The sequence below is a fragment of the Peribacillus sp. NPDC097225 genome, from assembly GCF_044761955.1.
GTDB lineage: Bacteria > Bacillota > Bacilli > Bacillales > DSM-1321 > Peribacillus.
In genome coordinates, this window is sequence record NZ_JBIWDJ010000002.1 from 582136 (window position 1) to 597971 (window position 15836).

Annotated in this window: 14 protein-coding genes; 1 reads left to right on the top strand and 13 read right to left on the bottom strand. The window is 41.3% G+C overall.

Annotated features, from left to right (window positions below; translation table 11 throughout):
* Positions 1–4: 4 nt before the first annotated feature.
* The 9 genes from ACIQXH_RS08695 to ACIQXH_RS08735 all read right to left on the bottom strand — a co-directional run bounded on the left by ACIQXH_RS08695 (position 5) and on the right by ACIQXH_RS08735 (position 9593).
* Positions 5–262 (bottom strand): DUF3243 domain-containing protein, encoded by a 258-nt coding sequence (locus ACIQXH_RS08695; protein ID WP_402868451.1) that lies wholly within the window; start codon positions 260–262, stop codon positions 5–7.
* 82 nt (positions 263–344) lie between these two features.
* Entirely contained in the window at positions 345–1070 is a 726-nt protein-coding gene (ymfI, locus tag ACIQXH_RS08700; RefSeq protein WP_403080009.1) for an elongation factor P 5-aminopentanone reductase, read from the bottom strand.
* A 20-nt stretch (positions 1071–1090) separates the two neighbouring features.
* Positions 1091–2377 (bottom strand): EF-P 5-aminopentanol modification-associated protein YfmH, encoded by a 1287-nt coding sequence (gene yfmH / locus ACIQXH_RS08705; protein ID WP_402956349.1) that lies wholly within the window; start codon positions 2375–2377, stop codon positions 1091–1093.
* Complete coding sequence (gene yfmF, locus ACIQXH_RS08710) at positions 2377–3657, bottom strand: EF-P 5-aminopentanol modification-associated protein YfmF (RefSeq protein WP_402868445.1); 1281 nt, start codon at positions 3655–3657, stop codon at positions 2377–2379. Before yfmF ends, yfmH begins: the two co-directional genes overlap by 1 nt.
* A gap of 212 nt (positions 3658–3869) precedes the next feature.
* A complete protein-coding gene (locus tag ACIQXH_RS08715) occupies positions 3870–4829 on the bottom strand; it encodes an ABC transporter permease (protein WP_402868443.1) in 960 nt (319 codons plus the stop codon).
* Entirely contained in the window at positions 4830–5900 is a 1071-nt protein-coding gene (locus ACIQXH_RS08720) for an ABC transporter permease (RefSeq protein WP_402868441.1), read from the bottom strand.
* Positions 5893–7428, bottom strand: coding sequence for an ABC transporter ATP-binding protein (locus ACIQXH_RS08725; RefSeq protein WP_402868439.1), 1536 nt, complete (start codon positions 7426–7428; stop codon positions 5893–5895). Before ACIQXH_RS08725 ends, ACIQXH_RS08720 begins: the two co-directional genes overlap by 8 nt.
* A gap of 188 nt (positions 7429–7616) precedes the next feature.
* Positions 7617–8714, bottom strand: coding sequence for a BMP family lipoprotein (locus tag ACIQXH_RS08730; RefSeq protein ID WP_402868437.1), 1098 nt, complete (start codon positions 8712–8714; stop codon positions 7617–7619).
* 153 nt (positions 8715–8867) lie between these two features.
* On the bottom strand, positions 8868–9593 hold the full coding sequence (locus tag ACIQXH_RS08735; protein WP_402868435.1) for a GntR family transcriptional regulator: 726 nt from the start codon (positions 9591–9593) through the stop codon (positions 8868–8870).
* Between the two features lie 313 nt (positions 9594–9906).
* Between ACIQXH_RS08735 and ACIQXH_RS08740 the strand changes: the two genes are divergently transcribed.
* Complete coding sequence (locus ACIQXH_RS08740; RefSeq protein WP_402868433.1) at positions 9907–10206, top strand: DUF6509 family protein; 300 nt, start codon at positions 9907–9909, stop codon at positions 10204–10206.
* Between the two features lie 35 nt (positions 10207–10241).
* On the opposite strand, the gene ACIQXH_RS08745 is transcribed toward ACIQXH_RS08740, so the two are convergent.
* The 4 genes from ACIQXH_RS08745 to ACIQXH_RS08760 all read right to left on the bottom strand — a co-directional run bounded on the left by ACIQXH_RS08745 (position 10242) and on the right by ACIQXH_RS08760 (position 15651).
* Positions 10242–12575: a DNA translocase FtsK gene (locus ACIQXH_RS08745; protein WP_483878326.1), complete on the bottom strand. Its 2334-nt coding sequence runs from the start codon at positions 12573–12575 to the stop codon at positions 10242–10244.
* Between the two features lie 224 nt (positions 12576–12799).
* A complete protein-coding gene (locus ACIQXH_RS08750; RefSeq protein WP_402868431.1) occupies positions 12800–13027 on the bottom strand; it encodes a YlzJ-like family protein in 228 nt (75 codons plus the stop codon).
* Entirely contained in the window at positions 13024–13761 is a 738-nt protein-coding gene (locus ACIQXH_RS08755; protein WP_402868430.1) for a ClpP family protease, read from the bottom strand. Before ACIQXH_RS08755 ends, ACIQXH_RS08750 begins: the two co-directional genes overlap by 4 nt.
* A 219-nt stretch (positions 13762–13980) precedes the next feature.
* The gene (locus ACIQXH_RS08760; protein ID WP_402868428.1) at positions 13981–15651 is read right to left on the bottom strand and encodes a ribonuclease J; all 1671 of its coding nucleotides are present in this window, start codon (positions 15649–15651) and stop codon (positions 13981–13983) included.
* Positions 15652–15836: the final 185 nt, after the last annotated feature.

Sequence of the window (15836 nt, forward strand, 5' to 3'; positions counted from 1 at the left end):
ATATTTACTTTGTTCCGTTGTTCTCGACTAACTTGACCATTACATTTGCCATTGCTTGTTTTTCCTCATCGCTCGCAACGGACCAAAGATCAGCTAGCACTTTTTCTTGGTCGTTTTGGGGCTCAACCTGCTTAGCTAAGTAATCACCGATTTCGAAAGCCAAGCTATTTACTGTCTCATCATTCAACCCTTGGCGTTCACCCTCATTAAGACGATCTCCCAAGAAATTTTTCCATTGATCCCAATTGTCTAATACAGACATGTGTGGTCACCCTTTCCTTCAAAATAGTACAAGTATATTTTGTGAAGGAAACGATGAAATTATGCATCTTAAAAAATTTTATTCAAGTATACCAACCGCCATTTACACCAAGGATTTGCCCGGTTATATAAGAAGCCTTATCTGAAAGTAAATAGGAAACGGCTTCCGCCACTTCCTTGGCACTCCCCATCCTGCCCATTGGGATGTCGCCTTTAATGATTTCCAAATCCTCCGCACTAAAAGATTCCAGCATGGAAGTTGAAATCGCGCCAGGGGCGACGGCGTTTACACGAAGTCCATTTAATGATACTTCTTTGCTTAATGCCTTGATAAAGGCATTTTGCCCTCCCTTGACCATCGAATAAAGCACTTCACATGAAGCACCCGTCTGACCCCAGATGGATGTAACTGCGACGATGGTCGCCTTTTCTTGATACATTAATTTAGGCAACAATTCCTTGGTTAATTGAAAAGGGCTGGTCACATGTAGCTGAACCATTTCATTGACAATCTGCTCAGTCATGTCTGATATGAGTCCATAATAACTATTCCCGCTATTAAGGACGATGGCATGAAGAGCAAATATATTTTCCACCAATTTTTTGTAACCATCCCCGGTAGACAAATCTGCCTGAATCGGGATGAGTTCGACCTGAAATGGACGAAGTTGTTCAATTAGATCATGAATGGCTTCCTCATTGCTATTGTAATGTAAATAAAGTGAATAATTTTCTTCCGCAAGTTTTAAAGCAATTTCCCTGCCGATTCCTCCGCTAGCTCCCGTTATAAGGGCAAAACGCTTTTCCACTTTCATGCCCCCTCTATATGTTATTTAGGAAGTACCTCACAGACCGTCATCCGCTCAACGGAGATTAGATCCTTGGCAATCTGTTCGATGTCTTCCATTTTAAGTTTTTCCAAAACTGCTACCACATCGAATAATTTCATCTCATTGAATGCATACCGCGTAAATTGGTTGGCAATATATTCGGGTGAATTCAGTGAGCGAAGGAAAGAACCAATTTTTTTCTTAATTGTTCTTTGCAAACTTTCTTCACTTAAACCAGTACCTTTTTTAGAATTCTCCAGGATTTCCAACAAAGACTTTGTTAATTTTTCAGGATTGGCCGTGTCTCCACCAATTAAAGCGAAACCAAACCCTTGTTCCTGGGTATAATCATACGAGAAGCTTTGATCAATCAATCCCTCCTCATACAGGCCTTCATGAAGGGATGAACTTTTCCCGAACAGCATTTCTAAGTATATATTCGTTGCCAGTTCCCGCTTCAAAAGTTGTTCGCCTGTTTGAAAAACATCGGTGGCCTTGATTCCAATCATCACTTTCGGTGTTTGAACATTCATTTTTAAAATATCCTTATCCTTAGCTACTGTATCGGGCTCCTTTTCGAATCTCCGTTCGATTTCCGGTTGTTCCCGGTAGTCTTTACCGTTTTGATTATCCCGTATCTGCTTCATCGTTTTCTCCACATCCACTGGTCCTACAACGAATAATAGCATGTTGCTTGGATGATAGAACGTATTGTAACAATCATAAAGCATGTCTTTCGTAATATCTGCGATTGATTCGACTGTGCCTGCGATGTCGATCTTCACAGGATGGTGATGGTACATGTTCGCAATCGTACCAAAATATAAACGCCAATCAGGGTTGTCATCATACATATTAATTTCTTGTCCTATAATGCCTTTTTCCTTCTCGACGGTCTTCTCGGAGAAATAAGGTTCTTGGACGAAGTCTATTAATGTGGTTAAGTTCCTTTCAAAATCCGATGTGCTCGAAAAAAGATAAGCCGTCCTTGTAAACGATGTGAAGGCATTGGCGGACGCACCCTGCTTAGAGAATTGTTGAAACACGTCTCCGTCTTCTTTTTCAAATAATTTATGCTCTAAGAAATGGGCAATTCCATCCGGTACTTTTGTAAATCCTTCTTGGTTCAATGGTTTGAAATGGCTGTCAACTGAACCGTACTTTGTCGTAAACGTGGCGAATGATTTGTTAAACTCTTTTTTTGGAAGAATATATACCTCTAATCCATTCTCCATTTTTTCATGATAGAGCTCTTCTTTTAATTGGGCGAATTCAATTTTTTCCATTATTCTTGCACCTCCGTTCCAGATAGGAAGTAAATTGTATCTAGCTCAATCTTTTGGCCAACTTTGATAATATCTTCCTTGGTTGTCTGTTCCGTTTTTTCAAACCATTCATCAAGTGAGATATCTTTCCCCGATAGAACATTATGATAGAGGATTTCGACTAATCCCCTTGATACATCAATGGTTTCTAGAAGTTGATTTTTAATGACAGCTTTCGTTTGCTCCAATTCTTCTTCCGAAAAATTCCCTTGCTTCATTTCCTTCATTTGTTCATGAATGATATCTATCGCCTGCTTATAGTTAGCATTTTCGATGCCAGCCATCACCATTAGAAGTCCCTTATGACTTTCAAGTCTTGAGGCAGCATAATAAGCCAGGCTTGCTTTTTCCCTGACATTGATGAAAAGTTTTGAATGTGAAAAACCGCCAAAAATCCCATTAAACAGCTGGAGGGCATAATAGTCGGGATCTCCATATGAAATATGCGTCCGATACCCCATATTCAACTTCCCTTGTTTCACATCAGCATTCTCAATGATTTCTTGTTCTTTCTCAACTTTTCCCCCTATATTTCTTTGAAGTCGGGCCGGAACCCGTTCCGGAAGGGAAATATATCGGTCAGCCAGCTTCTCCACTTCTGACTCATCAATATCACCAATGACATACAGATCGATATCATCCTGAGCCAGCATTTTTTCATAAAAAGCATAAAGTGATTGTGGAGTAATGGTCTCCAGGTCTTCTAAATTGCCACTGGCCTCCAAAGCATATGGCTCATTTTTACACATTTCCTCGACAAGACGAGTAGCGGAGTATCTCATTTTATCATCATAGATTGACTGAATACGTTGCCTTAATGACCTGATTTCATTGGTAACAGTCTTGGCATCAAAAGCCTCTCCATTTGTTTTGGGATGAAAGATCACTTCAGAAAGCAACGCAAAAGCTTTTTCCAGAAGGGGGGTCGGGTCGCTTAAGAACTTTTCGTTGACGATATCAATGGTAAAGCTCACGACTTGATATTCCCCTTTTTTTGCCACATCGACGTAAAAGCCCGCTCCATATAGATCATCCAAATAAGACCGAAGCTCGGGCGTAGTTGGGAATTTACTTGTACTGCTTTGAAGCACATATGGCAATAAAGCACGGTATGTAACGGAATCTTTAGTCAGTGGAGCTTTCATTTTCAACACGAGCGTGTTTGTTTTATATTTATCCGTATGGACAATATGCAGCTTATATCCGCTTTTTTCTGTAACTGTGTCGGATGCAATAGACATGGATTAATCCTCCTCGATATGGAATGCATTCTTAATTAAGTTATTGTTTGTAGATACGTAATCTTTTAAACATCTCCTTAAAATATACATGTCAAAGGAAAATTCATGCAAGTTGGAGGTACTTTTTTTGTAAAAGTTCCAACTTAACTATCTTTACTCTGTCCCTGACATGAAAAAAACGGTCAGCATTATAATAGCTGACCGTCAAACTTTTATCTATTTCCTTTGATATACGGCTGACCAGATGCCTTAGGTGCATCTGCGCGACCGATGAATCCAGTTAATGCGATAATTGTTAGAACATAAGGCGCAATTAATAGATAGACAGATGGAATGTCTTTAAAGAATGGTAGGCTTGATCCCACAATACTCAAGCTTTGAGCCAGTCCAAAGAATAAGGCGGCTCCCATAGCCCCGATTGGGTGCCACTTACCAAATATCATGGCCGCAATAGCCATGAACCCTTGACCATTGATGGTCGCATGGTTGAATTCATTAGAAAAGATGGTCGCATATATTGCTCCGCCGATTCCCCCAAAAGCACCTGAAAGAAGAACGCCTGCATACCGAATTTTCGTAACGTTGACACCCATCGTATCAGCGGCCATCGGGTGCTCCCCTACAGCCCGGATTCGTAAGCCGAACGGCGTTTTATAAAGGATATACCATACGACAAATGAAATTAAAATAGCGATATAGACGATATAATATCCATTCGAGAAGAGGATTGGACCGATGAATGGGATATCGCTTAGTAATGGGACATCAATCCTCGGGAATGTTTCCGTAATACGATCTGTTTGTCCTTTATCATAAATCAGCTTGACTAAAAACATCGTGAGCCCGACTGCCAATAAGTTGATGGCGACCCCACTAACCGTTTGGTCCGCCCTGAATGTGATCGACGCAACGGCATGGAGAACCGAAAATAACAATCCGGCAACCATAGCGGCTAAAACTGCCAGCCACGGAGTCCAAGCGCCAAATGTTTCGGCAAAGGTTAAGTTAAATACAATCCCGGTGAAAGCACCAATGACCATTAATCCTTCTAACCCAATATTGATGACGCCAGCCCGTTCAGAAAATACTCCGCCGAGTGCCGTGAATATAAGCGGAGCAGCTAGAGCGATCATTGATGGTACAATAATTTGTAAAACTTGATAAAAGTCCACTTATTTCACCCCTTTCTTAAAACGATTGGCAATCCAACGAATAAAGTAACTGGATGCTACGAAGAAGATGATCAATGCAATGACAATGTCTACAATTTCACTAGGTATGCCTGTTTCAAGTGGCATGTTCAATGCCCCGGCTTTTAGTCCACCGAATAATAAGGCTGCCAACACAACACCGATGGCCGTATTCGCTCCGAGTAACGCGACTGCGATACCATCAAATCCCATACCTGTGAATCCGCCTTTTACGGCAGCATATCCGAATGTACCCAATCCTTCCATCGCTCCAGCAAGACCAGCGAATGCACCTGAAATGACCATGGATAGGATAATGTTCTTATTGACGCTCATCCCTGCGTACTCAGATGCATGCTGATTAAATCCAACCGCTTTCAATTCAAAACCGGTTTTGGTTTTTTCTAAAATGAACCACATGATGATCACACATATGATGGCTACGACAATTCCCCAGTGCATCCGGGAATAATCGGTCATGCTTTCAAAGAAAGGTGAACGAAGAGAAGCAGAATCAGCAATTCTCTCTGTTTTATCCAGCTTGTCCGTCAATACGTTCCGGATTAAATAGTTCGTTACATATAAGGCCGTATAATTTAGCATGATAGAAACGATTACTTCGTGTACACGAAATTTCGCTTTTAAATACCCCGGGATAAAGGCCCACAGAGCTCCTGCAACGGCCCCTGCTAAAATCGCTAAAGGTAAATGAATGACCCCAGGAAGTTCAAAAGCAATTCCTACCCATACTGCAGCCAGCCAGCCTACGATTAATTGTCCTTCAACACCGATATTGAATAGACCCGTACGAAAAGCAAAAGCGACCGCCAAACCGGTAAGGATATAAGGGATGATCGTCCTGACTGATTCTCCCACATAATAAGAATCCCCAACAATGCCGCCAAGCATGGAACCATATCCTGCAATTGGATCGTATCCACTGACCAACATGATGATAGCCCCTACAATTAAACCGAGGATGACGGCAATCACCGGGTTTAGTAATTTGGATAAATATTTAGATACAAACTTCATGATTTTGTCTTTAGTCATGTTGTTTCTCACCTGCTCCCGTCCGTTTACTGCCAGCCATAAGAAGCCCAAGTTCCTGTTCTGTCGTTTCTTTAGGATTGACAATGGCCACGATTTCTCCCTCGTATATAACAGCAATTCTATCGCTCACATTCATGATTTCATCCAGTTCGAATGAGATGAGAAGTACCGCCTTGCCCGCATCACGTTGTTCAATCAAACGTCTATGAATAAATTCAATCGCTCCAACATCGAGTCCTCGAGTGGGCTGTGCGGCAATCAATAAATCCGGGTTTCTATCAACTTCCCGGCCGATGATTGCTTTCTGCTGGTTTCCTCCCGATAGAGCCCTTGCAGGTGTATACTCACTTGGTGTACGAACATCATAAGATTTAATTAAAGAACGGGCTTTTTCGAATATTTTTCTTGAATTCAAGATTCCACCTTTGGAAAATGGCTGTTGATAATACGTTTGCAGGACAATGTTTTCCCCAATGCTATAATCGAGGACCAAGCCATGCTTATGACGGTCTTCCGGGATATGTCCTACCCCTGATTCCGTAATTTTCCGTGGTTTTAGATTCCGGATTTCCTTGCCATTCAATTGAATGCTACCAGCTGTCGTTTTCCTTAAACCGGCCAAAGCCTCAATGAGTTCGGATTGACCATTGCCATCCACTCCTGCGATACCGACGATTTCTCCAGCACGGACGGTTAAATCCAGGTTCCTTACGGCTGAAACTCCCCTGGCATCCTTCACTTCAAGTCCTTTTACATCTAAAACGACATCCGTTGGGGTACCTTCCGTTTTTTCCGTTTTAAATAGGACTTCCCGGCCAACCATTAAACTAGCTAGTTCATTGGGGTTTGTTTCACTGACAGTAACCGTCCCAATTCCTTGTCCTTTACGGATGACTGTCACACGATCACAAACTTCCATGATTTCCTTAAGTTTGTGGGTGATCAAAATGATAGATTTCCCTTCTCTAACGAGCGCCTTCATAATCGTTATCAGCTCTTTAATCTCTTGAGGGGTCAATACGGCCGTAGGTTCATCGAATATGAGAATCTCTGCCCCACGGTAGAGTGTTTTCAAAATTTCGACACGTTGTTGCATCCCTATCGAAATGTCGGCAATTTTCGCATGAGGGTCAACACGAAGCTGGTATTGTTCCGATAGTTTCCGAACTTCTTCACTCGCCTCTTTTAAATCAATTTTCCCAGCCTTTGAAGGTTCTTTTCCCAAAATGATATTTTCAGTGACAGTAAAAGGATCAACAAGCATAAAATGCTGATGCACCATCCCGATTCCTAAATCATTTGCAATATTTGGACTTGTGATTTTATGGGGCTCTCCATTCACTCGAATTTCCCCTTGTTCTGGTTGGTAAAGTCCAAACAGAACATTCATCAATGTCGATTTTCCGGCACCATTTTCACCCAATAATGCGTGAATCTCCCCTTTTTTCACTTGAAGGGTTACATTATCATTAGCGACGATTCCAGGAAACTCCTTTCGGATGTTCAGCATCTCAATTACATAATCCACGTATAATCAACCCCTAAATGAGTGTATATGAAACTTAACTAGAAGATTGGCTTATCCCTACCTTATTAGAAAAAACCAAATGAGAAACTATGAATCTTTCATAGTCTTTCATTCATTTTTTTCCACCAGCGTTTTTGGGGAAAAGAAGGAATAGGAAAATGTTCCCTACTCCCTCTCGATCTTTCTGATTATAATTCTTCTTGGAATTTTTTGAATTCATCATCCGTGCCAGGAACCACTAAATCACCTGACTTGATTTTCGCAGTCCATTCTTCTACTGCTTTTAAAGATTCTTCAGAAACATTGTCTTTCGATTCTGAAATGCCTACACCATTCTCTTCGATACCATATTCAATGGTTTCTCCACCAGGGAATTTTCCATCCTTCGCTTTTGTAGAAAGGTCTTTAACCGCAATATCAACGCGTTTGATCATGGATGTTAATGTAACATTTTCATCTGTTCCTGGAACATCTCCCAGTTTAACTTGATCACTATCCACACCAATTACATAAATTTCTCTCTTAGGATCTTTTTGTTTTTGTTCCACTGCTTCAGTGAATACACCTTTACCCGTACCGCCAGCAGCATGATAAATGATATCTGCTCCTGAAGAGTACATAGACCCAGCAGTAGATTTACCGATATCAGCCTTATTGAAATCACCGGCATACTTGACTTCTACTTTTGCTTTCGGGTTTACTGCCAATACACCAGCTTTGAATCCGATTTCGAATTTTTTGATTAATTCGGATTCAACTCCGCCGATAAAACCGACTTTGTTCGTTTTCGTTTGAAGTCCAGCTATAACCCCAACCAAGAAGGAACCTTGCTGTTCTTTGAAATTAATACTTGCAACATTCGGTTTATCCACAACAGTATCGACGATAGCAAAATGTGAATCAGGACGTTGGTCAGCTACTTCTTCAACTGACTCTGCTAATAAGAAACCAATGGCATAAATCAAACTGTAATCTTCACGGACAAGCGTATTCAAGTTCTTTGCATAGTCAGCATCCGATTTCGATTGCAGGTAATTGTATCCATCCTTACCTTTTTTTAAGTTATTTTCTTTCCCGAAGTCCTGAATTCCTACCCAAGCGGATTGGTTGAAAGACTCATCATCAACTCCACCCGTATCGGTCACCATCGCTACTGTGAAATTATCTTTCTTGTCTTTCCCAGTAGAAGATTCTTTATCATCGTCCTCTGAATTACCACAAGCCCCCAATAATGTACCAGCAGCAAGAACAAGCGAAAGAGCTAAACCCAATTTGCGCTTTTTCATTTTTTTTCCTCCTAAGATTGATGGTTTGAGCAGGAATGTTCTGAAAAGTCATTCATGTTTGCGTTTTCAATGGTCCACAAAAAAACTAAACGGTTAACGGTGTGCCATAGTGGAAACAAACGTTTGCATTCATCCTTATGTAAGGGACTATGCCTACACCCGTTTCCGAAGGACATGAAAACTGAACATATTGGCTTTAAAGTAGTTAACAGAATACAAGATAGGCTGGTCCCAGTCATCCAGATGCATCTGCTTTAGAACGAGCAAGGCAGCTTCAGGCGTACATTTAAGGATAGGAGAAACCTTCTCATGGTATCCGATAGGCTCTATTTCAGCTACGGCATGGGTGATTTTCCTATCAGCGTCCCTTTCCAATATATCAAAAAGAGACTCATCATTACGGTCGAAATTCACCGAGAGAATAGATTCAGGAATTTTATCGATACAGTAGATGACAGGCTCACCATTCGCTGTTCTTACACGTTCAATAATCACGATGCGTTCATCCGGTGTACATGAAAACCTGCGGATATCCTCTTCTGTTGGTTCTTGAGTCGTCGAACTTAAGAAAAACGTCCCCGGCTTCATCCCTGCCTCCTCAATCATATCCGTGACACTTTTTAGTTGCTCGATACCTGAAGTGAACCGTGGCTTAGGATTGACAAAGGTTCCGACTCCATGGCGGCGAATGATGATATTTTCTTCTTCTAAAATTCGCAGTGCTTCACGAAGCGTCGCTCTACTCACTCCTAGCTTTTTTGCAAGATCGAATTCAGAAGGGAATTTTTCATTTTCCTTGTAAACTCCTGATTCAATATCTTGCTTCAGGTAATCAATGACCTGCAAATATAAATGTCGACTATCTGATTTAATAGACATACAGTTTCCCCCAGCTTGTTTCTTAAGACATCAGACATCTGATGTTGAATCATTCCTACTAATCGAAAATAATATAACATTTTTTCAACTATAAATAAATAGAGTTTTACTAATTAACTGAAAAGAATTTAGTAGAATATACCCCCCTATTTTCTTCCACGTAGTAAAAACGTTGCAAATCTTACGATTATTTGCCCTAATCCAACTATTGGTCATGGGTAAAATTCTTATTGCGAAAATGACACTGCTTTCTTTCCAAGAATCCGTTTTGCTGTATAATAGAACTTATCTTCTTTGAAGGGATGATCGAATTATGTTAAACATTACAGAATATACCGTAGAAAAATTGACCGACCCATTCGGAATCTTATCCGGAGACCGCTTTGAATACTTTTTAGATATTGAAGTTCCGGAAGAGGACGAACTCTTTTCAGAGAACGGTTTATATATCCGGGTTTTATTTGTTGTCGAAGAACAGAATGGCAGACTTGTTAAATATGACATTCTAGAAAAAGGCAGCGATCAACTGTTTGATTTCGAGTTAGAAGATGAAGAAGTAGCCATGATTACTGCCTTCTGCCTAGAGCATCTAGACGAAGCGACAGTAAATTAAAAAATACCGGGCAGCTGCCCGGTATTTTTTTATACCTAAGATAAATGTGCTTCATCATGATCATCTTTGGAAATTAACACATTACGTGGTTTACTTCCTTCATATGGACCGACGATTCCCCTTGCTTCCATTTCATCGATTAACCTTGCAGCCCGCGTATAGCCAATCCTGAAACGGCGCTGAAGCATCGAGACAGAAGCTGTCTGCATTTCGGTAATTAAAGCCACCGCTTCCCCATATAAACTATCTTCGACTTCACCGCTTGACGTCTCCGGTATCTCATCCGGAATCATTTCTTCGTTGTACTGAGCTTTCTGTTGGGAAATGACGAAAGTGACCACTTCTTCAACTTCATGATCGGATAAGAAAGCCCCTTGGACGCGAATTGGTTTTGAAGATCCAACAGGTAAAAATAGCATATCTCCACGGCCTAGCAGTTTCTCCGCACCTCCCATATCGAGTATGGTTCTTGAATCCGTTGAGGAGGAGACACTAAAAGCGATCCTGGATGGGATGTTGGCCTTGATGACACCCGTAATAACATCTACAGAGGGTCGCTGAGTGGCTATGATTAAGTGGATGCCCGCTGCCCTTGCCATCTGTGCAAGACGTGTGATAGCATCCTCCACGTCATTTGAAGCCACCATCATCAAATCAGCCAGTTCATCGACTATCACTACTATATAAGGTAACAACGGTTGTTTGGAATCTTCCTCACTGTTAAAACGGTTTACGTAATCGTTATAGCCTTCTATATTACGCGTACCCGTATGTGAAAAGAGCTCGTAGCGTCGTTCCATTTCACTGACCACTTTTTGCAAAGCTTGGGCCGCTTTTTTCGGATTAGTCACGACTGGTGCCAGTAAATGTGGAATCCCGTTATAGACATTGAGTTCCACCATTTTCGGATCAATCATCATCATCTTCACTTCATGAGGTTTTGCCCGCATCAAGATACTTGTGATAATGCCGTTGATACAGACGGATTTACCACTTCCTGTAGCCCCCGCTACCAGTAAATGGGGCATTTTATTTAGTTCGGCCTTAACCGCTTCACCGGAAATATTTCGGCCTAGACCAATTTGCAGCTTGGCATCCGGCTTGTCCACTTCTTTTGCATCCAATACTTCTCTAAGGGAAACCATTGCCACCTCGGAATTCGGTACCTCAATCCCAATCGCCGATTTACCTGGAATCGGTGCTTCCATCCGGATATCTTTAGCTGCAAGTGCCAGTGCAAGGTCATCGGAAAGGCTCACTATTTTGCTGACTTTCACCCCTACATCCGGGTGCACTTCATATTTAGTGACAGCCGGTCCCAAATAAACTTGAGTGACTCTTGCTTTGACCCCAAAGCTCTGAAAAGTGCGTTCAAGCTTTGCCGCATTTTCATGAATTAATTGATACTCTCCACTTTGATCCGTTTTTTTCGGTTGCGATAACAAGGAAAGTGGCGGTAGAGCATATTCTTTATTTTCTACTTCCGTAAAATCGATGGCGGGAACAGGATCGTCATGTTCTTCTTCAACTTCAGCCGAAGGTAGCGTTTCAGCAGACGGTTGTTCATCCTTTTCATCATCACCGTATGCTTTATCTGCAAAGCTTGAAATAATACGCTCTGTCGCCACTTGTTGTGTCTCTTCTACCTGCTGTATGGCATGAACCTCTTCTTCCACTGGTTCTTTTTCACGTTTTTTCTTTTTGACCGGATCTTTTTTCTTCTGTTTCTTATCGTTATTCCAGGTTTTCATATCATCACTAAACGCGGTCCATTGCCTTTTAACAAAGCTACCAAGGGCGAAGGCAAATTTACCAAGAGTATCGCCTAGTGTTTTCCCAGTCAGTAATACAATCCCAATGATTATTAGGACGATGGATACGATTTTTGAACCCGCTTCATCGAACAAGAAATAAGAAGCAGCGAATAAAACAGCACCAACCATCCCACCGCCAAGATCCTTTGTGCTAGCATTTCCGGTCACTTCCATCCAGAACAATTCCCAAGTATTCGAAATGACACTTGGCTTTGCGAAAGGACCACCTTCGGCCAATAAATTAAAGAGGGTGACATGACTAAGCAGTAGCATACTCGCAACAATGAAATACAAACCAATTAACTGCCGTTTCAGCAAATATGGAACTTCTCTTTTAATCATCAAATAAAAGCCCGCCGTTATTGCCCCTAATAAAAAGAGGATATACCACTCTCCCATAAAGAAACGGACTAAAAGGACGGTACCATTTCCCACTGCCCCTAGTTTTGCAATGGCAATGACGGCCAGACTTATTATGATTAGGCCAATCAATTCATATTTAAGCGTAATCTTTAATTTTTCTGTACTTTTCTTTTTCCTTTTTTTCTTCTTCACCATAAAATCACCTGATTCTTCTTGAAACTTCTTTACATTCATATGGTACAACTCAATAGGAAACGGAAACAAACGTTCGCTCAACGATTATATCAAAAAAATATCATGTTGTCCCTTGATCGTGTCTTATCTAACATGAAAAAACAAACCAATGAATAAAGCAGCCAAAGGGCTGCTAATTTTTTCATTAGTATATCATAATTTCTCTCCGTTGGTCCTTTTTTCTAATTTCTCAACGGTTCGAATACATTGACGACTTCACCAGGCTGTACATTGGTCTTCATGTAATCCTCAGGATTCGTACTCACGATCCGATCAATGCGAAACGAACTTCCTCCTTCATGTTCCACCATAACATGAACCCCATTCACCTTCATTTCAATCATTTGTGCAATTTTCTCATGGGGATGAGGGAAGATGATTTCTTCTGGAACAATCGTATAAAGTGTCATTGCAGTAGCCCCTCTTCTCCTTTATTTGTACTTCTTTCCTCCATGAATTCATTCAGTTTCCTCATCGCCTGCCCTACTCCTCCGACACCATCAATCATTCCAACATCGACCGCTTCCACCCCGATTACATTCGTGCCTATATCCCTCGTTAAATTTCCTTTAGCGAACATTAGATCTTTAAAACTGTCTTCGGTAACATTGGAATGCCGTGTGACAAACTTTATGACCCGTTCCTGCATTTTATCTAAGTATTCAAATGTTTGCGGTACTCCAATGACCATACCTGTCAACCTAATAGGATGGATCGTCATGGTCGCCGTCTCTGCTATAAAGGAATAATCACAAGATACGGCAATCGGCACCCCAATGGAATGTCCGCCTCCTAAAACGATGGAGACGGACGGCTTAGACAAGGAAGCTAACATCTCGGCAATGGCTAGTCCCGCTTCCACGTCTCCTCCGACGGTATTTAAAATGACAAGTAACCCCTCAATATTAGGATTTTGTTCAATCGCAACAATTTGAGGAATAACATGCTCATACTTTGTCGTTTTATTTTGTGGAGGAAGTTGCATGTGACCTTCAATTTGACCAATGATCGTCAAACAATGGATTTTTGAGTCTTTCGATAATTGTGGGACACTTGTTGTTCCCAACTGCTGAATCTTCTCAATTAAAGTTGAATTTTTACCTTCCTGTCGTCCTTCATTTTCATTTGGTAATGGTGTATCCACTTATGGCAACCCCTTTCTCAAAAGCCTATGCCCTTATTATGTCTCGAGTCTTAAACTTCATTCTTCCAGTCAGATAGCCTGCATGAGAAAAAGCCTTGCCCCTTTTAAAAATCGAAATCGAAAGGAATACAAAAAGGCAGAAACGTTGTATGAACGTTGCCGCCTTTTGCATTTTCGCTTATTTTACTTGAAAAAGGGGGTATGAAAATCCCTTTTTTATTAATATTCCATGATGATGGGTAATATCATCGGACGACGCTTTGTTTTTTCATAGAAGAATTGGTTTAGCGCATCACGCATTTCCTGTTTCAGCGTGGACCAATCGAAAGGCTGACGAGAACCGTTTTTCTTCACTATCTCATTGACAATGGCTGTTGCTTCCGTCATCATTTTTTCTGATTCACGTACATATACGAATCCACGGGAGATGATTTCCGGACCTGCAGCAATGCTCTTATCTTGTCGATTCAACGTGACCACAACAATCAATATACCATCTTGTGATAACAGACGGCGATCACGGAGTACGATATTCCCGACATCACCAACACCACTGCCATCAATTAAAATATTTCCAGCAGTTACCTTGCCTGAAAGGGCAATCTTATCACCATTCATTTCAATGACGTCACCTTTTTCAGCAATCATAATGTTTTCCGGCTTGATTCCGGCAGAGATACCTACTTTTTGGTGAGAATAAAGGTGACGGTATTCCCCATGTACCGGTATGAAAAACTTAGGGTTCATCAGGTTGATCATCATTTTCAATTCTTCCTGACTACCATGGCCCGTAACATGGACCTTATATTTATTAGAAGAAACGACTTCCGCACCCACCCGGTAAAGTAAGTCGACGGTTTTTGATAGAATGAGTTCTCCACCCTGTAGTGGGGACGCACTGATCAAGACCGTATCCCCTTTCTTAATCGTAACTTGCTTATGAGTCTGCTTCGCCATTTTTTGAAGTGCCGCTATCGGCTCCCCCTGATGACCCGTTGATAGCACCACAATTTCACGGTCTTCGTATTGGCTGATTTCACTGACCGGAATGATTAAATCTTCTTCCACTTTTAAGTAACCTAGATTTAAGGCTGTTTCATATACCCGCTTCAGACTTTTTCCAACAACGGCCACTTTCCTCTTATTCGCTGCAGCCGCGTTGAAAACATGCTGAATTCGATTTACGTTCGAAGCAAAGCAGGCAACGATAATTCTTCCGGATGTGGACCGGAAAGCTTCGGTAATATCCTTGGCCACTACCGCTTCGGATGGTGTATAGCCTGGTTTCTCCGCTCCTGTGCTATCAGATAGAAGACATAGGACCCCTTCTTCTCCTATGCTTGCCATTTTGCCTATTTCCGGTTTATACAGTTCGGTCGCAGCTTGATCAAACTTGAAATCACCGGTGTAGACGATGGCCCCTTCACGAGTATGGATGACCACTCCCACAGAATCAGGGATACTATGGTTCGTACGGAAAAAGGAAACAGCAGCCTCTGGGAAACTCAAAAGGGAATCAGAGTCAATCTCAGTAAAAATTGCCCGGCCATTAAAGCCATCTTCCTTCAACTTAGTCTTAATCAGCGCTAGTGTTAACTTTGTCCCATAAACAGGAACAGGTAAATACTTCAATACATAAGCTAGGGCTCCCATATGATCTTCATGACCATGCGTTATAAAAATCCCCTGAATCCGTTCTTTGTTATCCATCAAATAAGAAATATCAGGTATAACAGCATCGATGCCAAGCATTTCTTCTTCCGGCAACATCAAACCTGCATCCAAAAGATAAAGGTCATCGTTCACCTCAACTACATACATATTTTTACCAAGTTCCCCTTGTCCCCCAAGAGAAATCACTTTAATTCCATTATTTTTATCTTTACCCAATCGAATATCCTCCTTAAAAAATAGCCGTTCATAAGTTCCAATGATTTCATTATAACTCAAGTTCAAAAAACATGACAACACATACCATTTTTAGAAAGATTTTTTCCTCTACTTGGCCATGCGTATATGTATAGGTCCCACTTCTCAATTTTTGTCTTTTTTAAAGAAAAGACTATTAGAAGTAT

Excerpts from the sequence above, each read along its gene's own strand:
- ACIQXH_RS08695 (WP_402868451.1), bottom strand. The coding sequence starts at position 262 with ATGTCTGTATTAGACAATTGGGATCAATGGAAAAATTTCTTGGGAGAT.
- yfmH (WP_402956349.1), bottom strand. The coding sequence starts at position 2,377 with ATGGAAAAAATTGAATTCGCCCAATTAAAAGAAGAGCTCTATCATGAA.
- yfmF (WP_402868445.1), bottom strand. The coding sequence starts at position 3,657 with ATGTCTATTGCATCCGACACAGTTACAGAAAAAAGCGGATATAAGCTG.
- ACIQXH_RS08720 (WP_402868441.1), bottom strand. The coding sequence starts at position 5,900 with ATGACTAAAGACAAAATCATGAAGTTTGTATCTAAATATTTATCCAAA.
- ACIQXH_RS08730 (WP_402868437.1), bottom strand. The coding sequence starts at position 8,714 with ATGAAAAAGCGCAAATTGGGTTTAGCTCTTTCGCTTGTTCTTGCTGCT.
- ACIQXH_RS08735 (WP_402868435.1), bottom strand. The coding sequence starts at position 9,593 with ATGTCTATTAAATCAGATAGTCGACATTTATATTTGCAGGTCATTGAT.
- ACIQXH_RS08740 (WP_402868433.1), top strand. The coding sequence starts at position 9,907 with ATGTTAAACATTACAGAATATACCGTAGAAAAATTGACCGACCCATTC.
- ACIQXH_RS08750 (WP_402868431.1), bottom strand. The coding sequence starts at position 13,027 with ATGACACTTTATACGATTGTTCCAGAAGAAATCATCTTCCCTCATCCC.